The organism is Methanobrevibacter millerae (genome assembly GCF_001477655.1).
Taxonomy (GTDB): Archaea; Methanobacteriota; Methanobacteria; order Methanobacteriales; family Methanobacteriaceae; genus Methanocatella; species Methanocatella millerae_A.
In genome coordinates, this window is record NZ_CP011266.1 from 1,723,978 (window position 1) to 1,747,586 (window position 23,609).

Below are 23,609 nucleotides of genomic sequence, written 5' to 3' on the forward strand. Positions count from 1 at the left end.
AATTATTCAAGCATGAATTTCTGATGTCTAAGTTTTGTTATATATGTTCCCCACTATTGAAATATAAACTTAGAAAAATCATCAACCAATTCCACAAGTATGTAAAACAGATAGATGATAAAAATATCAAAAAAAGTCGAAAATTATTACATATAAACCAATCACAAAATAATAAAGAACTTATACAAGACTAAAAATGAAATACAAACATTTTTAGATTATCAAATGAAATTTGACTAAAAAACACATAAAATAAGCCTATATAATTTTACAGACTTACTAAAATCCTCCCCAATGTTATCCCCAATGACATGTCCTTTTTCACAAAATGCATTAAATCAATTTAATTATCCAAATACCTGAAATTATTCTAATTTTGTAAAATTGCTCCCACATTGTAAAATTTACCTCAATATAACATCATATATAATCCCATATGGTTTAAATCAAACAGATAATAATTTATATAGAAAAATATAACATAACTAATGTAAATTCCTATTATGTCCGCGCGAACTATTTTTATTAATAATACTAAAATAGTACAATCAAAGGACATTATAGAGTATCCAATGTAAATGAAACATATCATTCCCAACACAACCTTGAAATTAATATGGTGCCAACAGGTTAAAATACATAGATTAATATATAATCCATCAAAACATTGTCTCTAAATTTAATTAATTTAGGTAGATTTAAAATTTAATAAACTATACGGGGTAATAACATGACAACATCAATATTATTAGATACAAACATCATCATTTATCGTGAAGACAATGATGTAATAAAAAAAGACATTCAAGAACTTTCAAAAATTTTACATAAAGAAGATTTCAAAATTTATGTTCATGAAAATTCTTTTAATGATATAAACAATGATAAAAACGATGAAAGAAAAGAAATAATGTCCTCAAAAATGAATACATATCCAATTCTCAAAACTAAATATAATTTTCAAGATGATGAAGATTTTTTAAGCATAGTTGGATATAAAGAAAACACCCATGATTTTGTAGATAATTCTTTATTATATTCAATATTAAAAGGAGAATGTACTTTTCTAATAACAAATGATAATGGAATTCACAAAAAAGCAAAAAAAGTTAGACCATATCGAACCTAATTTCAGCGAAAGAATCTTTAACACACAAGAATTAATCAATAATTTCAAAGAATATACTCCGAAATATCCATACATTATTGAAAAAACAACAATGGATTATTTAAATATCAATGATCCTCTCTTTGACAAATTAAAAAGAGATTATGAAGAGTTTGAAGGTTGGTTTAAATCCAAACAATCAGAAAAAAGGAATTGTTTAGTTTATAATAAACCAGATAAAAGTCATGGTGCATTATTAATCTATAAAAAAGAAGATGAAACAATACCTCTGGATAATAAAATATTGCCCATAAAAAATAGAGTAAAAATTGCAACAATGATTGTAACCAGCGAAGGTTATAAGATTGGAGAATTCTTATTAAAATGGATAATAGATTATGCTTTGAAAAATAACCTAGATGAACTCTATTTGACCCATTTTGAAGAAGAAGATGATTCTCTAATTTATCTAATTAAAGAATATGGATTCCAGTTAGAAGGAAAAAATAACAGAGGAGAGGTTGTTTATGTAAAATCTATTAATAAATCTCAAATTACTCAAAACATTGAAAATGAAATTCATCAGAATTCTCCATTAAAAATTGATAAAAAGTATTATCCATATTTCTATGATGGGCTAGAAGTAAAAAAATTCATAGTACCTATTAAAGAGGAGTATCATGAGAAATTATTCTTATCTAACCCTGAACAAAGTGCATTATTCGGCCACATTACAATTTCAAATAACACCATTAAAAAAGCATATTTATCCAAAGCAAGAATTAATGTAAAAGAGGGAGATGTTCTTTTATTTTATGAAACTCCTAAAAAAGGCATTTCCCAAATAGGTATTGTTGAATCTTCCAATAAAGATTTAAATATAGAAAACATAAATAAAACTGTAGGAAAACGATCAGTTTATTCACAGAATGAATTGAAAAATTTTGAAGGAAAAAATTTAGTGATTCTATTTATACACACAAAAGAATTTGACAAGATTCCTTATGAAACATTGAAAAAAGAAGGCATTATTAAAGGTGCTCCACAATCAATTCAAAGTCTAGAGCATGAAAAATATTTAAAACTAAAAAAGATGATAAAATGAATCTTTTAATATCAATTAAACCCGAATTTGTTAAAAAAATATTGGCTTATGAGAAATTATATGAATTTAGAAAATCTATTTTCAAAGAGGATGTTGATAAAATTTTCATTTACTCAACATATCCTGTCAAAAAAATCGTCGGTTATTTTGAAGTGAACGAAATAATATGTGAATCACCACAGGAATTATGGAATTCATTTTCCGAAGTTTCAGGAATTTCAAAAAAAGATTTTTTCAAATATTACGCCAATTCAAATGAAGGTTTTGCAATAAAAATTGATAATTTACACATTTTTGAAGAGTACATTGACATGAGCCAATATGATGATTTTAGAGCACCCCAATCATTTTGTTATGTTGAAAATAATAAGTGTCTAAGGGAATTATTATTAGTTTAATAGCTAAATTTTAAAAATAAGCCAATTTAATCTTATTTTAAATTTTTTTATAATATGATATTTTATAAAATTAATTATATTGAAAAAAGCTATGTATAATAGGTTTGATAATGCAAATAATTTCTCTAGCAGTATTTGTTTATCTCGGTTACACAAAAGTCAGTCTCATAAGATATGAAAACCTGCCGAACATGTTTATGGGAGTCGGACTGTTCCTGTTCGTAATGTGTCTTGCAGATTAAATAAATTCGACCCAATCAAAGACAATTTCATCGCAAAGGCGATACTCTCCCTAAGCGTTTGCAGCTACGCAGTGTACTTTTCACACACAATAGTCGTAAAGGAACTTTCTTATCACAATCCCTGATCCAACATGTTATTCCCCGTAATGTTTGTGCTGATAGTATTTTTAAGCTGGCTTTTACCTTATGTGTTAAGCAAGATTCGATACGTCAAGACTTTCAGTGGGGTTTAACTACCACATTATTTTTACTAATTATCAAAATTTTAGAAAATCATGTACATTTCATATCAATTAATGATGCAAAAAATAAATAAAAATAATATAATAAAAAGTAGCTTCAATAAAATTAATTAATATCTAATTAACCATCGAAATTATAATGCAGAAAATTAATTATTCGAGTACAAATTTTTTTGATGTATGAAGTTTTGTTAAGGTGCGTATAAAAATCCCACAGCATTGCAAGAAAAAAATTATAAAACAATGGATTTACTCATACTCTTAATTATCATATCAAAATTTCTACTCTACTTTTTCATCAATTACGACAATTAAAAGTAAAACAACTAATTTTAAAGATTAATTAGTTAAACCTATTAAACGTTTAAATATTTTAAGTAAAATTATCACCTACCCAACAAATTCTCTTCAAAACGATTCAAAAAGTTTTCTTCATCAATATCTAAAAATTTTTTAAACAAAACAAATTCTTCATAAAATTCATTATAATTCTCTTTAATTTCATCATCATCCAAATGATTGAATTCATAAATGACACTGAAAATGAATAATTTAGAGTAGTATACAAAAAATTTATTTCTGTGATGTGTGATATTATATGACCATTCACTATCTAAATTTTTAAGTTTAACGAATAATTCTTTCATTGAATCCAATAATTTCTTATTATCATATTTATAGTAATAATAATGAATTATAAAATTACAATAATCTGTGCAAAGAATATTTAAAGCCATTTTTTTCTCATTTAACGAATTTAAAAGGTGATTATTCCATTTATTATAAATTAACTCGAAAATATATTTAGAATTTTCACATTCATTACATTTATTTAACATTTTTGTCCTAACATTAATTTCACTAATATAATCACTCAGTTGAATTGAATCAATTAATATATTTAAATCATCTTTAGATAATTCACAAAACATTCCACCCATTATCTCGTTGAAAAACTCATCATGCATAAAAATATCCATGAGTCCTTTAAAGAGAGTTTTATTCAAATGATAAAGTTGAATACACATATTTACAATAATATCATAATAATCATCAATATCATCCGAAGATACACTTAAAAACTTCATTAAAAAACAAAACAATGTTTTTTCTTTAATTTTATCATGTTTAATGAAAAATGAATTTATTTGATTAAAAGACATGCATTTTATAATTAAAACCAAAGAAAATACATTATCCGAATCCAATAACCTTTCAAATAAATCAAAATTATATTCATGTAACACATAAATCATTTGATAAAAATGATTAGGCAAGATAAATTTATTATTTTTTATTAATGGATTATATTTTTTAAAATCTATTTGTCTTAATGAAGTAATTAAAGTCTCTTCCTCATTAAGAGAGTTTAATTTATCAAAATACATCACTAAAACTTCATCAGCAGCTTGAATTTTAATGTTATTCAAAATTTCAAATATTATTAGAAGAATTTCATTAAATCGCTCATCTAAATCCTGTTTATTAACCAATTCTCCAATAGGCAAATCGATTAAACTATTAGCATGTAAAAATATGAAAAAATAAACTATATTAATTTCATTTAGACCCTTTTGAAATATGGAAATTAATGATTTTATAATAGCTACTTTTTTTTCGATTGAATCCACAATAAAAACATTATTATCTATTTTGTTAATTAATTTGTTTAATAAAACACGCAAATCTAAATTTTCACTATTTCCAACATATTCCATATAAATAAAATCTTCAGAAGAAAATTTAGATAAATCTTCAATAATCAAATTTAAATCATTATCTGATGAAATTTGATTAAACTCTTCCAAATTATTTATTATTTTGGATATTTCCATATTAAATTCCCCTTTGATTTTTCCCAAATTTTATCAAAAACTGTAACAACCGCTCGAGGATGTGAAACTTCTTGTAAAATATGATAGTTATGTCCAAATGAATTTAAAGACGTTCCAAGAGAATAAACCTTAGGTTGTTCATATTTTTCTGAGTTACCTGGAAAAATTAAAAAACGATCGTGTGCCTTTTGACTTTGTTGAATCCTAAATTCTAAATTTAAACCTTCAAAATTACTATTTAAATTTGAAAATAAATTTTTTTGATTGATCAATTCATCATTATTTAATTTATTGGATCCTAATGCTTTCAAAGCGACATCCTCAAAAGGACAATAGAATAAAGTGTTAACAATACCATTGAAGCTTAAAAATGGATCCCACAAATATACTCCATTTTTACCATTTTCACGAATCAATCTTCTTAAATCACGAATGCCTTCAGATTTATCCTTAAATGGGGTATACTGCTTAAACGATAATGTTTCTTCAAGTAATTCTTTTTCTTTAATACCTATTGAGTTTTGAATATACTGATAATATTCTTGATTTTTAACTGATGAATCAGAATTTTTTGAATTTGAACTAATATATGAGTCAAAATCTTTTGAATTTAAACTAATAACCTCTTTTTCATTATTATTCATGAAAAATCTTTTATGTTGAATATCAATCCACATTGACAATCCAATCGATTTTATAGAATAACCCGAATTGGAATATAATAATAATCTTGGATTTTCTCTCCAAATCTTCACATTTACTAATGAATCAACATTACCCACATTCACTTCTTGAAAGCCATTGCCACAATATTCTTCAAAATTAGTACCAAGATAGTTGTTATCCAGTATAGAGTCAACTTCTAAAATACAATCAGGACAATTATCATTGATTAAATGATGCCAATCTAAATTAAAATTTAGAGAATCCCCTGAATCTGATGCAATTTCTGTTTTAACATGTAATATATTGACTGGAAATTGAAAAATAAAGTTTCCTAACCTATCCCTTACATTAAATAAATTTATAGGAAGAATTTTATTAATTTTTTTAGATACCTTTTCAAAATGTTCTTCGTCTTCCGTGAGAAATTCAAACTGCTTTTTTTCATCAAAAAATTCTAGAATATATGAACCAGAATAAAAGTTATTTTTCAAAATATAATTTAACCTGTTATCTTCAATAGATGGAATAAATTGTTTATTAAGCCTTCTTAAACATTTATCCTTGATGGAATATTCTCCTTTACGATTAGAAATCCATTTGTATTCATGGAGAAGTTTTTCAAAATTCTCTTTAATTTCTGCTAAAGTTAATTCATATTGAAAAATACCCATTGAACAATCATCAATGTCTATCCTCTTAAAGAATCTATCATACTTATGTTTTTTTGGAGTTACATTTTTTTCTTGAAAAACACAAATGGTAAATAAATTATAAATTTTATTTGATGGTTCCATAACCACTAATTCAGTTACTTCACAACTATTATAAATTCCAACATTTCCTTTTTTAGATAATAAATCATATTCATCCATAATATTACTATACGATTTTTATTTAAAAATATTATATGTTAATATATTAACACGATTCATTTAATCTTAAAAATTAATTTTTATTCATGAATTTAACTAAAAAATATATTCATCAAAGCCAACAAAATTTCTAGAAAAGATTATAAATATAAAGTCAATTTTTCAAATATATCACAATATTGGATATTTTAATAAACCAATTTCATCTTTAAACATCTCTTTAATTTCTTCACAGGTTATATTATCCTTTTTAAATTCATCATATATTTCTAATAAGCTTTCAACAGTTATTATTAATATTCCATATTTAGTTTTTGCTAGTTCAATTTGTTCATTTTCAACAGGTTTTCTTTTTTCAGGAGAATATTTCCTAAAACGATTAATTATCAATAAAGGTTTAAGATTTTCACAATTATTTAAATCTCTTCTTTTTTCATAGTTTAAGTTTAATTCACCCAAATGACTATTTATTAAATTCCTACTTACACCTTTTATTTCCCCAATAAAAGTTATATCTGGAAATTCAATTAAAAAATCTTCATTTCCAATATCTTTAAATTTAGACAAATCTTTTTTTAACATATCTTGAAGAATATCTCTTACAACTTTTTCTAAAGGTTTTCCTTGCTCATATAATATGGATTTATAGTAATTATTCTCTTGAAGTTTAGTTTCTGAAATAGAAATTTCTTTTTCTAATGAAAGTATTTGTTGTTTATTATTGTCTATCAATGATTTTTGTTCTTTATCATCAAACATTTCAATATTATCAAACCATTTGGGAATATTTTCATTTGTTTCAAAAATTAAATTAATAAAATTTTCTATGTCCTGTCCATTATGTAATTGTAATGTAGTTAAAGTAATATTTCTTCTTTTAATTGTTGTAGGTTTTTTAATTATATTTTTAGTTATAATATTAAAATTAGATATTTCTTTAAAATAAAAATCAGCTTCTAAATTATAATCCCCAAAATTAGTTTCATTTTTTCCATAAGACAAAATAATCTTAGCAATATTAAAATAATCTCTTAAAAAAGTTGTTATTATTTCAGAATCATTTTTTAATTGATTATTTTCATTTTGAAGATAACTTTCAAGAACATATTCATCATTTGAAGGTAGTATTATAATTATATTATCATTTTCAGATATTGTTTCCGTTAATGTTTTAATATTTTTATCTTCTTTAAATTTCCGTTCTTCTGTATTATAAATCCATAATTCCTTTAAATTTAAATCAATTATATTATAATCAAATAATTCAATATCACTGAAACTATGTATACTAGATAATGTTATATCTAAATTATTGAGATTATAATATCCATTATTATTAATTAATTGGATTTTTTTCATCATACATTATTATATATCTTAATAATTTTTTAAGTTTTTTACAAATTTTGAAATGATTTGAGAATAATGAAATATTAAATTATAAATTAAATTACATAAAATTTGCATAATCTTGTAAATTATTAACTTCACCATAATAATCAATTAAAAATCCAATTAAAATTTCAGAAAGAATTTTGACTATAGATTGGTCAGACTGAGTAATTTCACCATGAATATTTTCATGAACTAAATCATTACGTTTAGATTTAATGAATTTTAATCTCTGAATAATTTTCTTAGGATAATTATACATCTGTAATATTTTTTCCATATATTTTACTAATAGTTTATCTGCCATACCCACATGAATATCCTTAATTATTCGTTCACTTAAAGACCAAAATTTCAAAAATGAATTCTCTATAGAACTTTCTAATGATGAAATGTAATATAAACTAAAATAATCTTTTAACTGATCAAATAAAATATTATTATTAATTTTATAAACATCTTCCAATAAAGTAGGAACAAGTTTCATCTGATTATCAAATTTAATAATTTTAGATTTGTCTAATTTAATAGCTGTATCCATAACATCTTGTTGATGAATAATATCGAAAATATTATTGTTTGAATCCGTCGCAATTAAAGCATTAATTTTTAAATCAGTTATTTTATTATCTAATGTTATTTCATTAATATGAAATTTTTCAGTGCCATTTTTATACTTATGAATATAAGTCACATATCCAAAAAACGAATAAATCTTGTTAAATGTATTATTTTTAATATATTCATAATCTTTACCCCTTTTTGAATATTTTAACATCAAAAATTTACTATTAAATTTATTTTTAATATCATAATCACAATCTTCTTCATTTTCAAAGTTATATTCAGAATAATCAAAAATAGATAAATTAAAATATTTTAATGCATCTCTAAATTTATTATTTTCCTCCAACTTTTTTGGAATATTAGTATAAATTATAATATTAATTATCTCTTCATCCATTTTTTTATACTCTAAAATGAGATTATTTAATTCTTGTAAAAAATTATCCAAAACAACTTCTTGAGAACTATCTTCAATATTTCTTAAAATATTTGAAATGTTACTTATAAACACCATTTTAGATAAACCCTGACTTTCAAAAACATTATTAATATTTGATTTCCACCCCATACAATCCCAAAGTGTTTCATAGTAATATCTTGAATCATACGTAGTGTTAATTGATTCAATACTATTTAAAAGAGTTTGTTCTATATGATATCTCTTACGTACAGTATATTTAATCTCACTATCTGAATCCATATACATCACACAATATTTTAAATATCCAATATCACATACCAATTTTTAAAATCAACTCAAACCAAAATCAATCAACGGTAGTACTCTTCAGAACTTATTTTCTTTCCATTGCTGTCATAGTACTCTTCATAGATTACACCGTCACTGCCCTGATATGAATGAATGGTATTTCCACGAGAATCTTTATCATTCTGGCCGGATGCTTTAACGTAACCTCCTTTTTGAGCAGAATATACATATTCATCCCCACCAGCATTATTGCTTGCCTTTTGGCTGTCTGTATCGTTGGAAATTTTTTCAACATTTACTGTAGTATTATTAGTTGAATTTGTAGTATTGTTTGACAAATTCATATTAGTTGAGTTTTGATGCGTTAATCCGAAGTACACTCCGGCACATATTATACATGCTGCTATCAATATAACTGCACAAAGTACTAATAACTGTTTATTTTCCATCATTTCACCAATTGACCTAAGATTGGGCGCTTAACTGTGACTGGTATGCATCCCTTTCTGCTTGGGTTGCATATCTGCTTCCGTCTTCAGCAGCATAAGGATGTGATTCACGGTAACTCATCATCTGTTCATGAGCCTCCCATTCCTCATCTGATACTCCTGCAGGCTTAGTGTTGGAACTATCAGAACTTGTTGTATTTTTAACAGTGTTCGTATTAACAGTTTTGCTGTCAGAAGTATTATTTGTATCCTTCGTATTATTGCTAAATTTTACTGAAGACACAATCTTTTTAAGCATTTCCAGATCTTTGCATGCAATCACAATATTGTCATGTGTAGTGTTGTTAACCAGTTTTGCGCTGTAGTATCCATTGCACTTGTACAATGAAAAACCGTTGATGATTTCAAGATTTTCTCCAACTGTCAGACCGTCACGAATGGTTGCAAATGCAACAGCACCACCTAAAGCATTGTTATTGGCTCCAAATGCATCCTGACTATTATAGGATACAATTTCAATACCATTTTTGGTGTCATTGTAAAGTTTAATTGTATCTGCATACAATGTCATATTTGTATCCGATTCTACAACATCAGCAGTACATGTACTTGAAAGTGCAATCGTTTTCATATTTTGTGACTGCGAAAACATTCCTGATGTGAATAATACACCAATTGCCAAGAGTATTACTCCAATAACAAGTAAAATTATTATTATGTTTAGCTTTTTCATTATTAATCCCTCTTTAATATTATATTATGTTTAAGTGGTTAATATCTTTTCATCATATGACCGTGCCAATGAATTATAAAAAACATATAACGAAGTTTAAAAATCCAATTACTATATTAAATAATTCATTCTAGAATCAGACATAATGATTAATTATAGTATTATTAAGCTGGCTTTTACCATACATGTTAAGCAAGATTCCATACGTCAAGACTTTCAGTGGTGTTTAACATTAAGTTTTTATTGAAAAAAAATTCATAGTAAATTATGGAGAGTCTTTTTTGTCATCATACATTTTTAAGATTCTCCATCATCATCCATGTAATTAATGATATATTGAAATGTAAATTCAACCAAATTAAGAATATTATTAACCATGAAATTATATTTAGATGTTCCTTGAAAAGATTTGCTTGACATGGAATATGGTAATAAGAATATTACGTTATCCATTTTAAATAAGCTATGTTCTTTATTTGGATGCAGTGAAAGTTATCTGCTATGTAGGAGTAGCGAATTTGACTATGAAAAATTTGCACTTAGAAGCACTATCATTGAAACAGATGATCTTGAAGGCATTGCAAGCATGAACCGAATATACATGAGCATGAAATACATAACAAGCAAAATGGATGATTAATATAATGCGACAACCAATTAAATACCAAACCATTCAATTACATTAAAAATCGACCCCTCAAAATAGTTTTATCATTTGTTTTGAAAATAATTTTTAATTAATATTATCAAAAAATAGAAAAAAATTGATAATATAAAGAGATATTAAAAATCAAAATTAATCATTTATAAAATAACTTAAAATAATTAAAAATAGAATTAATTAAACATGTTCAAAATAAAAAAATATTAAAAATATTATCCATAAATTCAATTAAAATATAGGCAATGAAAATACTCATATTATCAATCAGAAATTGATAATTGATAACATGAAGATAAAAAATAAAACTAAAAAGAAAAAATAAATTCTTTATATAATTATCAACAATAATGAAAATAATCACTAAAGAAATTAAATTTTATAGAGAAAAGTATTGAAATATTAGGCTTAATTAACATTAAAATATATGCAATAAAAATGGATACATTACCACCATATTAATTATAAAAATATAAAATAATATTGTAACCCAAATCGTAATACTGGTGGATTTTTAGTTAATTAAAATAAAAATAGTTAAAACAAATATAAGATGTCTAATAGGTTTAAGTCATAGAATAACTTAAAACCCACCACAAAAAATAGACACCATCCATCAATCGTTTATAGAACTAGAAATAAAGGTTTATTTCAAGTTTAAGATAGCACATGTGAAACTTTCAACAAGAGTTTAACTATATGCTAAATAATAGTTTCTCACCTATCTTTTATAAACATTACTATATTCCAATATTAAAATTAAATTTTATATACATTTAAAAACTAATAAATGATACAATAGAAATATAAAACTTATTCATCAATCGTTTGAAGGTGATGTTTAAAAATATATGTTTACAATTAACTATATTCATCTCCTCGAACTAGACGGAGGTGAATTCAGCATGATGTTCCTTGAATGGGTGCATTTGACCTTAGAGGTTGTAATGCTTGTGCTTACCATCATGAACATCATAATGTAATACTTTCCAGGTAATATGTTGTTGAATTCGGAGAAAGGTTTTTGATGTTTTTATAAATCCACAAAATGGAAGTTTTCCAAAATTCTTCCTTTCTCCATTATTTCAAGTTATTTAGTAATTTATAGTTTATAAAAAATTAATATTTATACTTACACCATTATATGACATTCATTTAATCGGAATGTAATCCTAAAAACTTTTAATTAAGACAAATGGGAAATAACTTAACACCCAATTATTTTGTTTCTTTATTTGACAATTGAAGATTTTCTGCCCAATTGTTCTAACAAACATTAATTATTTCTTTTCCTTCAAATAAACCTTCACAGTCTTCAAAAGTTTATCTCTAAAATCATGAATCTCACTTATCTTATTAATAGCTACATTTTCCTCAACTCTTGATCCTATAGAATTTTTTTCCATCGAATCAAATAGTGCAATAGCTAAGTTATCCAAATCATTGAAATACAATCGACAAATAGTATAATTCTGATTGTCATCCAATAATATTGCGCAGTAGCTTTGCCTATCACGAATAGCAACTCTTTCAGAGTCAATGATTTCAGACAATATCGAACGAACAATATAGAATCCTTCAATCTCTTCTGGTGTTGTTATTATCGGATTTTGCCTATCGCGATAATCCAAAACAACATTTGCTAAAATTGTTTCAAGCTCTTCAGTTATGAGTTTTTTAAACATATTGCGTTTTTTAGCAGTTATTCTCTCAGAGCTAACTTCCTTTGCAATCAACGTGACAAAGTCCTGTGAGGGATATGAAAACTCAGATAAAAGTTTTTCACGAATCAGGGTTTTATATTTAAGCTCACCAACCAGATTTTCTATTTTTTCATCACTAAACTTTTCTCTTGAAAATATTTCAAGAATTGACAAGTCATCATTTATTATATTCAGTTTTAAAAATGCTTCACTGTCCATTCTTCCGGGATTGACCGAATCTGTGAAAAACCAGTAGTCAACACCATTGGTCAATATTGCTATTTTACAGTCACTTACCGAATAGTATCTAAGCAGCTGGTTTAGATGATTTGAGTTAAGCTTTGTTTTTACGGATTTGCACTCAACAAGCATCTTCAATTCATCATCAATCAGAATTGCCAAATCAACTTTTTCTTAAGCGTTAACACCCACATCACAGGAATATTCACCTTTAACCTCATCCGGATTTTCTATATCATATCCTAAAATGCGAAAAAACGGTAAAATTAATGCAATCTTTGTTGTTTTTCATGGTAATTGATCTTTTTTTATTAACCAGATTTTTTCTAAATTTTTCCAATTCCTGAAAATTCATATTAATACATCTAATCACATACTATATTAAATATACATTAAGGATTTAATATCAAAATCACAAAAATACTCTTAATTAAATTAACTGAAAATTAATTAACTATCAAAATTAAAGCACCCAAAATCAATTATTCAAGAGACATTTTCAAAAATAGATTTTAAGTTTTGCAAATCAAAACCCAAAATAATTATAACAGTTTTTTTAATAATTATCTTAAGAGGGATTATTATGTCAAAAGAAAAGTTAATATCCGAAGGCTATAAAGCATATGAAAATGATGAAATCATTGTTTTTTGGAAACCTGATTTATGTGTTCATGCAACCGAATGTGTAAGAGGAAATAATGGCGTTTTTGATCCTACAAGACGACCATGGGTTGATTTAAGTCAGGGTGAGACAAGTGAAATTGCACAAATAATCGATAAATGCCCATCAGGGGCACTAAAATACGAACTTAAATAAGAAATTTCAAAAAAAAGAATTATAGTATATTTCCAAATATTTTTACCATTTGAGTTACTAAAAATCACATACCAAAAAACCTTTAATTAGTTAGATTGTAAAAAAATACTCATTTAGCATTGAGTATTGATATGTATATAATTTAGACAATAATGGTCCAAACTTTGCGAAAAACACTATAATAAATGAGATAATAGTCATTATCTCAATTAAATATTATAATTAAAAATGGCCATAACCATCGAAACTCCCAGGCCTAATATTTTTTTCAACACGAATAATGGTATTCACTGAATTATCAGTAATATCGGAAACAGTAAGAGAAAGCTCAGGTATCGTGAAATTAATGCAAGGATTCAAATATTTTGCAGGAATAATCCATTTTACAGACTGGAAATAAGTATCTTCTAAATCAATAGCTGAATTATCATTAGTAACAGAAACAGGGTCAACATTAACTAAATCATCACCAGCAATAGAATTATCTGCAACAGGTACATCCAAATCCATTTCAACCGGAACAGAAATGAAAACATCATTCATGATATCATCTACAGTTAAATCAACAGAACAATTTCCATCCATATTATCATTTAAAACAATACCAGAATCATCATCCAGATTAGAACGAACAGGGTCAAACTTAACCAAATCATCACCAGCAATAGAATTATCTAAATCACCAGCATTTTGATTTGAAGAACTTACTAGATTATGATCCACATCCATAGACACGAATGTATCATGAGGAACAGCAGAGTCATCAATAGCCATGTTGTCAACATCACTAGTTGCACAGGCAGCGCCTGCACAAACACAAACTGCCAATAAACAAATTAAACTTAAAATTATTTTCTTCAAATTATCACCTCATGATTTTATAGTATAAATTCGACCATATATAAATATTTTCGAATGTAAGTACTTACTTACAGCTTAAAAATAAATAAAACAATTAAATTACTAAATAAATAAAAAAATAAAGATTTTAAAACATTTAATTAAATATTAAAGTAAAATCATGAACAATATTTTCCATTGTTTGTCGATGCTTTAAAAATTAATTCAAATGTCTCAATTTAAAGAATAACATACCCAATCATTTAAAATATTGAAAATAAAAGCAACACGCATTTAAAAAGAAAAGCCGATCTCAAAATAATCAATTATCAATTAGCTATATCTAAAATAAAAAATATGGAAAATCTGATTCTGCAATTATGGAACTAAAAAACCAAATAATCCCTTTGCATCAGCAGGAACATCCGGAACATAGCTATACTGTGAAGCATTAAGTTTCAATTCTATCGGATGTGCAGAAGCATTTTTTAGATTATTATTTGAATTGAATTCATTCAGTATCTCTTTTCCATCGTTGAATGCCTTGGTCTGCACGTCATTGCAGTATGAAGTGAGATAATTTGACCGGTGATTCTTATCAGGTATTTGTGCCGCTTTTGAAAGTACTTCTCCCATTGATTTAAACATGTGACCTTCTGATTCATTCCAGTATGTCTGCACAGGCCTTCCATAAATATTGTAGTTATCATGTCCCATACATTGAGTACAAAGACTTTTAGAGACATAATACGGATAATTATTCGTATCAAATACTCCTGTATCATTTGCAGGCTGATTTGATCCATAAGCCTCACTGACATTTACACAATCATTGGATACAGGTACAAATACACCATAAACCGGCGGACCGCAGCTTACCCAGCTGACACATGACATTTCTGCAGGCAAATTTGGAAATATCTGAATAATATGGGCACTCAATGTCTCGTCACTTCCGATTACCCTTGTATCATTTCTTCCGGCCTCATCCGGAGAATATTGTGTTCCTTCATATCTGTCACGCAAAATGTGTGCAACGTCTTGGGGTGAAACTTTTTTATCCGGCGTGAAAGAGAGAGGATACATAGCATTATGGTCATAGTCTGAACTGTATTTTGACGGCTCAAGAAGTCTGTGACCCTGCCATGTTCTCATGTGGGCGGTGTCGTTATTAATCTTTGTTCCGGCGTATGTCTCAAAGAGATTGATTTCACCGTTTTTTCCTTTAACAGCAAAACCGTTTTCTTCCGGAAGTTTTGTTAAATCTGCAGATGTGATGGAATCTTCATAGTCAGATAAGTACTCCAGGGAAAACTCATTGCCGAATACTGCTACTTTGTCTTTAGGCATTTTCACAGCAGCGTACTGATGTCCGCCGTAGAGTTCAACATACCACACTTCGTTTTGATCAGCAATGATAGCAATATTAGACTCTGCATTACCGTACCTGTCAACGATTCCAAAAAGAACCTCTACCGCTTCTCTTGCAGTTTTACTTTGACAGATTACAAGATCTGCTGCTGAAACTTCAGCCAATCCTTCTTTCACCAGAGGGTCTGCTTTCAATGATTCATTGTTTAAATAGGCTGAAACAGACATAGTCATAGATACGCCATATTCATTAGTGCATGCTGCAGCATCACAGTCAGCCCAATTAGATGCTTGGGCACTGTCCATATATGGGGTTGCAGTGTATTTATAAGTGGTTGATGGAATTTCGGTTTTTACTTCCCCATCGGCACTTACAGGCATGAATCGACCAGGACTATTGTCTACATGAGGTGTTATCGTGATACGATTTCCCCAGTCGGCACGATAATCATTTGACCTTGCAATAATTGTTGAACCGTCGGTGCTGGCATCTTTACCTACATATATTCCAGTACATGCCGCAGAAATCTGCATGCTGCAAATCAAAAGAACACAAAAAAACAAACCTATCAATTTTTTAGATGAATATTCTAACTTCAAAAATAAAAACTCCAAAATAAAATATGAAATAATATATGGCTTTTCAATATATTAAGTGTAACTTTTTTTGTATAATTTATGTTAAAAAGCAATAATTTTATTGTTGAGATTGCAAAAAAGAATAACAGACTGGCGAAAATCAGGAACAATATTTTCCAACAATAGGAATCTTGCTTAACACCCACACAATCGCCCAGGATACAAAAAAGACAAATATGCTCATCAAGACTATAACTATACAAATCTCAAAGCCATTTCTTGGCAAAGCTGTAAAGAAAGGAGTTATATAAAACATCACAATGGAATTGATAAGATACATCCCATAACTCAGATTGCTGATTGAAACGACAGCTTTTCTAAATCCTGTAAAGTTCAGATTTTTAAAAATTACAAAAAGTGATCCTGCCTGAAGTATTACAAAAATACTCACGTCAACCCATGAGTTTAAAACTGCAGTCTGTGTCGCCTCATAATTAAGCGCGAAGCTTTTGGGCATTATTGCGCCTGTTGAAATCATTTTCATTGAAGTGGCAAATACAAACACCAAAAGCATCAATGCAATTAACTTTCTAGAATCTATTTTAAAGTCCTTTACTGACAGATAGTATCCCAAAACCAGAAATCCAATTGGAGCAGCAAAAAAGTTCAAGTTAAAGAAATTATCGATATTGTAATACAAAACAAACTGATAAAAAATTGCCGCCAAGATAAAAACTACTAAAAAATACTCAATTTCACGAATAGACGCATGTTGGATGAACTTGTTGATGATTGGAACCGAGAGATAAACTCCAAAAATCAGCCAGAAATACCAGTTATAAGATAAAATATTGGATGAAAATTCATAATCTGTAAATATTGAAAGTGCAAATGCAATAATCAGATAGAATATGAATGGATAAGTAATTCTTGTTAGCTTATGCCTTAAAAAATTATTCAAATCAATATCACGATTCAAAAGAAGCGCACCGCTCAGCATTAAAAATATTGGAACTGCATACCTGACGATTTCTGAAAACATGTATATGTACATGCCGTTTACCTTCTCACCGTGATGCCACAGCTGGAAGACATGTATTGCAATTATTCCAAAGATTGCAAGAACCCTCAAGTTATCGTAATATGCAATTCTGGTTTTAATGTTATCACCACCAGTATATTTGGAGTTCATGAATTAAGTATTTTATATGAAGCATGCCCCGAGCAAGAAAAATTTTAAAACTTATATAATTTAATTTATAAAAACTAAATAGGTGAATCCAAGATTGAGGAGTTATCAAAAATGAGAAATGTTGGTACTGTTGTACGTGGAATAAGGACACCAATTATTAAAGAAAACGACGATTTGGCAAGCATAGTCATTGATTCATTAATGGCTGCAAAGGAAAGTGAAGGATTCAAATTCAAAGACAGAGACATTGTTGCAATCACAGAAGCGGTTGTAGGAATTTCAGAAGGAAACTACGTAACCGTAGACGACATTGCAGAGGATTTACAGGAAAAATTCCCGTCCAAAAAAATAGGTGTTGTAAACCCTATTTTAAGCAGGAACAGATTTTCAATAGTCCTCAAAGGTATTGCAAGAGGAATGGATAAAATCACATTATTAACATCTTTTCCATCAGATGAAGTGGGAAACGGCATTTTGGATGAAAGCATATTGGATGAAAGTGAATTCAACCTGGCAAGCGTGATATCTGAGAAAGAATACTATGAAACATTCGGTTCATGGATACACCCATTTACCGGAATCAACATGATAGATTTCTACAAGGAGCTGATTGAAAGCGAAGACTGTGAAGTGGAATTCGTATTTTCAAACGACATAAAAACCATCCTGGATTATACAAATGACGTATTGACCTGTGATATCCACACAAGAGAAAAAAGCACAAAATTATTAAAAGAAAAAGGAGCTAACGTTTACGGCCTTCACGAAATATTGACAGAACCTGTTGGAGATTCAGGATATAATCCGGATTACGGATTACTCGGGTCAAACAAGGCAACTGAAGAAAAATTAAAACTATTCCCAAAAACAGGTGATGAACTGGTAATGGAAGTGCAAAAAAGACTTATGGACTTGACCGGAAAGCAAATTGAAGTAATGGTTTACGGTGACGGAGCATTCAAAGACCCTGTAGGACACATCTGGGAGCTAGCAGACCCTGTAGTCTCACCTGCACACACCCCAGGACTTGTCGGAACTCCAAACGAAATCAAACTAAAATATGTTTCTGACAACAAGTTCGCTGATTTAAAAGGAGACGAACTTAAAGAAGCAATAAAAGAAGAAATTAAAAACAAAGACAAGGATTTGACTGGACAGATGATTACTGAAGGAACCACACCAAGAGTATTGACCGACCTAATCGGATCATTATGCGACCTTACAAGCGGTTCCGGAGACAAAGGAACACCAGTCATATTCATACAAGGATACTTTGACAATTTAGCAAATGACTAAAATCTCAAAATCCTTCTTTTATTTTTTTCAACACCACCAATAAATAATCAAAACCAAGCAAATTAAACTGATAGCTAAACTTTAAAAAGTAGTGAAAGTAACAAATCATTAACTAAAAATTGAATAAAGCCAAAAAAAGATAAAAAAAGAACTTACTTTAAAAAAGTAAGTTTTATTGCTTGATGTATTTTTTCAAGTCTTCTGCCTTGTCGGTGTTTTCCCATGGGAGGCCTTCAATACCGAAGTGGCCGTATTTAGCAGTCTGCTTGTATTGAGTGTCCCTTAAGCCTAAGGTTTCAATGATTCCGTCTGGAGTTAATCTGAAGTTTTCGCGTACGATTTCTTCCATCTTTTTAGTGGTTTCAACACCGGTTCCGAAGGTGTCCACCATGACGGATGTAGGTTCTGCAACACCGATTGCATAGGACAGCTGTATTTCACATTTTTCAGCAAGTCCGCTTGCCACTATGTTTTTAGCAATGTATCTTGCCATGTAGCATGCGCTTCTGTCTACTTTGGTGCAGTCTTTTCCTGAGAATGCTCCTCCACCGTGTCTTGCATATCCTCCGTAGGTGTCTACGATGATTTTACGTCCAGTTAATCCTGCGTCTCCGTGAGGACCACCGATTTCAAACTTACCTGTAGGATTGATATGTTCTTTGGTGTCTTCTGTCATCAATTCCTGAGGAATTACTGCCTTGAATAACTTTTCGCGAATGTCCTCTTTCAATCCTTCCTGATTTTCGGACATTGACTCGTCATGCTGGGTTGACAATACAACAGCATCAAGGGAAATTACATTTCCGTCCTCATCATAGTTGACTGATACCTGTGCTTTTCCGTCAGGCCTTAAGTATGGAATTTCGCCTGATTCTCTCAATTCTGTTAATTTGTTGGTTAGCTTACGTGCCAAGTCAATTGGGAAAGGCATCAATGAATCGGTTTCGTTGGTTGCATAACCGAACATCATACCCTGATCTCCTGCACCGGTTTCATCTTCACCGCGATCAACTCCCTGATTAATATCCGGAGACTGTGAATGAAGCCTGTTTACCACTTCACATTTGTGACCGTCAAATTTCAAATCAGGATTGTCATAACCTATTTCAATGATAGTGTCTCTTATGATTTTTTCAATATCTTCATCAGATAACTTAGCAGTTGATGTAATTTCACCAAATACCATACAGAAATCCGTTGTTACACAAGTCTCACAAGCAACATGTGAATTTTTATCTTGTGCCATGTATGCATCTAATATAGCATCAGAAATAATATCTGCAACCTTATCAGGATGTCCTTGAGTTACAGACTCTGAAGTAAAAGTTCTATGTATATCACTCATATTATCACAAAAATAACTTAATCTAATTATAGTTTACTCAATAAAATAAATATACTTTTTTGTTATAACAAGAAAATGAGAAGTAATGAATTGGTGATTAATATGCTTCTGTTAATTAGATGAGATTTAGATTCAAACTAAATCATTAAGTTACAACCAAAGTATCTTTATTTTCTTCAAATATTTTAAATAGAATTTTTAAAGTAAGAAATTGAAATGACAGAAGCAAAAGCAACACCATCAAACCCATTTTAAATATAAATATGAAAATAGAATCTAAAATTAAATTCAATATATTTGAAATAACCAATATTAATACTGGCGTTTTAGAATTTCCTTCTGATTGTAATGTTTCACAGAACACATTAGTAAAAATAATTCTCAATCATCTTGCCAGGTAGTTAATATTATCTTGATATGACACTTATTTTTATCTATATTCCTATGTTTATATTTTCTCTTTTTTTAAAAAAATCGAATATAATTAATCATTTAATGAATTAATTAACAAAATAAATCACAAGACCAAAAAAATTAATTAACGGACAAACTCACCTTATTATGACCACATTGAATAAACTTTTAAAAAAATATTTAATAATTAAACAATATACAGTTTAACATGAATACGAAATATTTACTTATCGCAATAGTCGCTATTGTAATAATAGCAGTAGGTATTTTTGCGTTTTCAGGAAGTGGAGGACCATCACTGAGTGAAAATTCCACCATCGTTGATGCAAATGCCTTGACAGAAAAAGGAAATTTAAGTATCATAAGCAAGACCCAAGATGAAGATAAAGGATTTTTTTCAACTGACAAAAGTGATGTCAACAGCATTTTTGTAAACAGTTCAGGAATTTTGAAATTGACAAACTCAATAATCAACAAGACAGGAGACACTGCAACATCAGGAGATGACGCTGACTTTTACGGTGTCAACTCAGCGATTCTGGTTAAGGACAAAAGCCAGGCAACAATAGAAAACTGTGAAATAAATACAAATTCAAAAGGTTCAAACGGTATTTTTGTAACCAACACTGACACCGGCCAAGGACAGGGCGGAGCTCCCGGTGCAGGAGGCGCTGCACCTGGAGGAGGCGGAGGAAACGTTCCGGAAAAACCTCCAGAACAGCTTCAAAAGGATGAACAGGCAACAAACGATACTGTAGCCACCATCAAAAATGTCAAGATTACAACCCACCAGGACAAGTCACGCGGACTTGACTCAACTTTTGGAGGCATAATCAAAGCGGAAAACATCTTAATCAATACTGACGGAAATAGCTGTGCTGGTCTTGCAACAGACAGGGGAGAAGGTAACGTTACAGTCAAGGACTCAACCATCAATACAGGAGTCAGCAAAGAGTCCGGAAGAGGATCACCACTCATGTATTCAACAGGAAATATCACTCTTCAAAACTCAAAAGGTACATCCTACGTATCACAGATTGCATGTATTGAAGGTAAGAATTCCATAAGCATCGACAATTCCCAACTGGTTGGTTTTGGTGAAGGTAACCGTAAGGACGGGAACAAATATGTTGATTTGGCAGGTATTTTCATTTATCAGAGCATGAGTGGAGATGCTGATGTTGGAACATCAACATTTGACTGTAAAAACTCCGAGCTGACAATAGACTCATCTTCAAGCGTCTATAAGGAAGCTCCGATGTTTCATGTAACCAACACCAAGGCTAACATCAACCTTGACTCCTCAAAATTCAACTTTGGAAGCGGAATACTCTTTGACATTTCAAGCCAAAACCAATGGGGAAACAACGGCACTAACGGAGGAACCGTTAATTTAACTACAAGCAATGAGGAATTGAGCGGAGATGTTATTATTGATTCAATAAGTGCTCTTACATGGAATATGAAATCCACAACATTCAACGGTGCAATCAACTCAACAGGAAACACCACAGTCAATATCGAAAGCGGATCAACATGGAGCTTAAGCGGTGACAGTAATGTTACATCCCTAAACAATCAGGGAAAAATAGAATTGAACGGCCATAAGCTTTTGGTAAATGGTGAGGAATATAAAGGATAGATTAATATCATCTATCCGTTTTTCTTTTTTTAGCAGTTTTTTCCTGCATTATATACTTTTTCAAGCAAATCATTCTGATTTTTTACATCACCGAATGCTGAAAAGACATCTTTTTCTGTAGGGTTTTTGGAAAATCCTATGAAATCACGAATACCTTTTAATGCATCGCCGTTTGATGAACCTGCAGCGGTAATGATGTAATAGTCTTTATCTTCCAAGTATCTAAAAACTGGATAGCATCTGTCAAAGAACATCTTAAGGGTTCCGCACATGGAATAATAATAGACAGGAGTTGCATAGACAATCACATCAGCCTCCATCATGTCATCCAAAATCAGAGATATCTTGTCATCCTGGAAGCACTCTCTTTGTGGGGTTTTGCATGCATAGCATGCCTTGCATGATTCGAATTCAATATCCTCAAGGAAATATTTGGTTGCCGTATTTCCACCGTCAACTGCACCTTTCACGAATTCATCACACATAATATCTGAATTTCCACCTTTTCTAGGTGAGGAACTTATAACTACTACTCTTTTTGCCATATTAATCATCTATCCATTCTTTTATTTTATCTGAACTTTCTGAACCGGTAAGTCTTAATCCTTTCTTGAAATCCAAGTCAGGATAGGTGCTGGCCAGGTCGCTTACGCACTTGTCAATGCCTGATCCACCGGAAGTGCAGAATGCCTTAATGGCTTTTCCGCTTAAATCAACGCTTTCAATGAATGTGTTGATTATTGTAGGTGCTGTATACCACCATACCGGAAAGCCGATGACAACAATGTCATAACCGCTTACATCCGTTGTGTCAGCTATCGGAGGTCTGAAGGACTTGTCATTCATTTCAATAGTTGAACGGGAGTTTTTATTGGTCCAGTCCAAATCCTCAGGAGTGTAAATTTCCTCAGGAACAATTTCAAAAATATCATAGTCGTTTTCACTTGCAATTTTCTCTGCGATGCCTTTTGTGACGCCGCTTGCTGAAAAATAAGTAACTAATACATTTGACATTTTATCACCAATTATATAATATGATTTAAGATACTATATAATTGTTTACATTCGCAACAATATAATCCTCTGCAAGTACTTTCAATTTAAAGGTACTTTTAATTTATATAGCTTTATATACCCCCAAAACAATAGAATTAGACAAGAAAATATTATTATTTTCTTAACAACATCATC

22 protein-coding genes are annotated in these 23,609 nt (G+C 29.3%); 8 read left to right on the forward strand and 14 right to left on the reverse strand.

The window, feature by feature from the left end:
- Positions 1-730 precede the first annotated feature (730 nt).
- From SM9_RS07535 to SM9_RS12525, 4 genes are all read left to right on the forward strand, one after another.
- Entirely contained in the window at positions 731-1,129 is a 399-nt protein-coding gene (locus SM9_RS07535; protein ID WP_058739556.1) for a PIN domain-containing protein, read from the forward strand.
- Positions 1,083-2,213 (forward strand): hypothetical protein, encoded by a 1,131-nt coding sequence (locus tag SM9_RS07540; RefSeq protein WP_058739557.1) that lies wholly within the window; start codon positions 1,083-1,085, stop codon positions 2,211-2,213. Before SM9_RS07535 ends, SM9_RS07540 begins: the two co-directional genes overlap by 47 nt.
- Entirely contained in the window at positions 2,210-2,611 is a 402-nt protein-coding gene (locus tag SM9_RS07545; RefSeq protein ID WP_058739558.1) for an ASCH domain-containing protein, read from the forward strand. The genes SM9_RS07540 and SM9_RS07545 overlap by 4 nt, the downstream gene beginning before the upstream one ends.
- A 110-nt stretch (positions 2,612-2,721) precedes the next feature.
- Positions 2,722-2,853, forward strand: coding sequence for a hypothetical protein (locus tag SM9_RS12525; RefSeq protein WP_269744784.1), 132 nt, complete (start codon positions 2,722-2,724; stop codon positions 2,851-2,853).
- 628 nt (positions 2,854-3,481) lie between these two features.
- Here the strand turns inward: SM9_RS12525 and SM9_RS07550 are convergent.
- The 6 genes from SM9_RS07550 to SM9_RS07575 form a co-directional block, all read right to left on the reverse strand.
- On the reverse strand, positions 3,482-4,930 hold the full coding sequence (locus SM9_RS07550) for a hypothetical protein (protein WP_058739559.1): 1,449 nt from the start codon (positions 4,928-4,930) through the stop codon (positions 3,482-3,484).
- Complete coding sequence (locus SM9_RS07555; RefSeq protein ID WP_058739560.1) at positions 4,912-6,468, reverse strand: VPA1262 family N-terminal domain-containing protein; 1,557 nt, start codon at positions 6,466-6,468, stop codon at positions 4,912-4,914. Before SM9_RS07555 ends, SM9_RS07550 begins: the two co-directional genes overlap by 19 nt.
- 171 nt (positions 6,469-6,639) lie before the next feature.
- A complete protein-coding gene (locus tag SM9_RS07560) occupies positions 6,640-7,830 on the reverse strand; it encodes a hypothetical protein (RefSeq protein ID WP_058739561.1) in 1,191 nt (396 codons plus the stop codon).
- An 88-nt stretch (positions 7,831-7,918) separates the two neighbouring features.
- Positions 7,919-8,875, reverse strand: coding sequence for a hypothetical protein (locus SM9_RS07565; protein WP_157064711.1), 957 nt, complete (start codon positions 8,873-8,875; stop codon positions 7,919-7,921).
- A 323-nt stretch (positions 8,876-9,198) separates the two neighbouring features.
- On the reverse strand, positions 9,199-9,585 hold the full coding sequence (locus tag SM9_RS07570; RefSeq protein ID WP_058739563.1) for a hypothetical protein: 387 nt from the start codon (positions 9,583-9,585) through the stop codon (positions 9,199-9,201).
- 16 nt (positions 9,586-9,601) lie between these two features.
- Complete coding sequence (locus tag SM9_RS07575; RefSeq protein WP_058739564.1) at positions 9,602-10,318, reverse strand: hypothetical protein; 717 nt, start codon at positions 10,316-10,318, stop codon at positions 9,602-9,604.
- A 418-nt stretch (positions 10,319-10,736) separates the two neighbouring features.
- Here SM9_RS07575 and SM9_RS07580 point away from each other — a divergent pair, with 418 nt between their 5' ends.
- Positions 10,737-10,958 (forward strand): hypothetical protein, encoded by a 222-nt coding sequence (locus SM9_RS07580; protein ID WP_232299109.1) that lies wholly within the window; start codon positions 10,737-10,739, stop codon positions 10,956-10,958.
- Positions 10,959-12,259: 1,301 nt separating this feature from the next.
- Here SM9_RS07580 and SM9_RS07585 read toward each other — a convergent pair.
- Entirely contained in the window at positions 12,260-13,084 is an 825-nt protein-coding gene (locus tag SM9_RS07585; RefSeq protein WP_058739565.1) for a type I restriction enzyme HsdR N-terminal domain-containing protein, read from the reverse strand.
- 421 nt (positions 13,085-13,505) lie between these two features.
- On the opposite strand from SM9_RS07585, the gene SM9_RS07590 reads away from it, so the two are divergent.
- Positions 13,506-13,739 carry a (4Fe-4S)-binding protein gene (locus SM9_RS07590; protein WP_058739566.1) on the forward strand — a complete coding sequence of 78 codons (234 nt, stop codon included), beginning with the start codon at positions 13,506-13,508 and terminating at the stop codon, positions 13,737-13,739.
- A 222-nt stretch (positions 13,740-13,961) separates the two neighbouring features.
- Here the strand turns inward: SM9_RS07590 and SM9_RS07595 are convergent, their stop codons facing one another.
- The 3 genes from SM9_RS07595 to SM9_RS07605 form a co-directional block, all read right to left on the reverse strand.
- Positions 13,962-14,600 (reverse strand): hypothetical protein, encoded by a 639-nt coding sequence (locus tag SM9_RS07595; RefSeq protein ID WP_058739567.1) that lies wholly within the window; start codon positions 14,598-14,600, stop codon positions 13,962-13,964.
- 357 nt (positions 14,601-14,957) lie between these two features.
- Positions 14,958-16,550, reverse strand: coding sequence for a C69 family dipeptidase (locus tag SM9_RS07600; RefSeq protein ID WP_058739568.1), 1,593 nt, complete (start codon positions 16,548-16,550; stop codon positions 14,958-14,960).
- Between the two features lie 139 nt (positions 16,551-16,689).
- Positions 16,690-17,721, reverse strand: coding sequence for an acyltransferase (locus tag SM9_RS07605; protein ID WP_058739569.1), 1,032 nt, complete (start codon positions 17,719-17,721; stop codon positions 16,690-16,692).
- 111 nt (positions 17,722-17,832) lie between these two features.
- On the opposite strand from SM9_RS07605, the gene SM9_RS07610 reads away from it, so the two are divergent.
- On the forward strand, positions 17,833-19,017 hold the full coding sequence (locus tag SM9_RS07610; protein ID WP_058739570.1) for a coenzyme F420-0:L-glutamate ligase: 1,185 nt from the start codon (positions 17,833-17,835) through the stop codon (positions 19,015-19,017).
- A 172-nt stretch (positions 19,018-19,189) separates the two neighbouring features.
- On the opposite strand, the gene metK is transcribed toward SM9_RS07610, so the two are convergent.
- Positions 19,190-20,362: a methionine adenosyltransferase gene (gene metK / locus SM9_RS07615; protein ID WP_058739571.1), complete on the reverse strand. Its 1,173-nt coding sequence runs from the start codon at positions 20,360-20,362 to the stop codon at positions 19,190-19,192.
- A 145-nt stretch (positions 20,363-20,507) separates the two neighbouring features.
- The gene (locus tag SM9_RS12050) at positions 20,508-20,747 is read right to left on the reverse strand and encodes a hypothetical protein (protein ID WP_157064712.1); all 240 of its coding nucleotides are present in this window, start codon (positions 20,745-20,747) and stop codon (positions 20,508-20,510) included.
- A gap of 237 nt (positions 20,748-20,984) precedes the next feature.
- On the opposite strand from SM9_RS12050, the gene SM9_RS07620 reads away from it, so the two are divergent.
- Positions 20,985-22,418 (forward strand): hypothetical protein, encoded by a 1,434-nt coding sequence (locus SM9_RS07620; RefSeq protein ID WP_058739572.1) that lies wholly within the window; start codon positions 20,985-20,987, stop codon positions 22,416-22,418.
- A gap of 29 nt (positions 22,419-22,447) precedes the next feature.
- Here the strand turns inward: SM9_RS07620 and SM9_RS07625 are convergent, their stop codons facing one another.
- Together SM9_RS07625 and SM9_RS07630 are read right to left on the reverse strand one after the other, a co-directional pair.
- Positions 22,448-22,963 (reverse strand): flavodoxin family protein, encoded by a 516-nt coding sequence (locus tag SM9_RS07625; RefSeq protein WP_058739573.1) that lies wholly within the window; start codon positions 22,961-22,963, stop codon positions 22,448-22,450.
- Position 22,964: 1 nt separating this feature from the next.
- On the reverse strand, positions 22,965-23,432 hold the full coding sequence (locus SM9_RS07630; RefSeq protein WP_058739574.1) for a flavodoxin: 468 nt from the start codon (positions 23,430-23,432) through the stop codon (positions 22,965-22,967).
- Between the last annotated feature and the right edge of the window lie 177 nt (positions 23,433-23,609).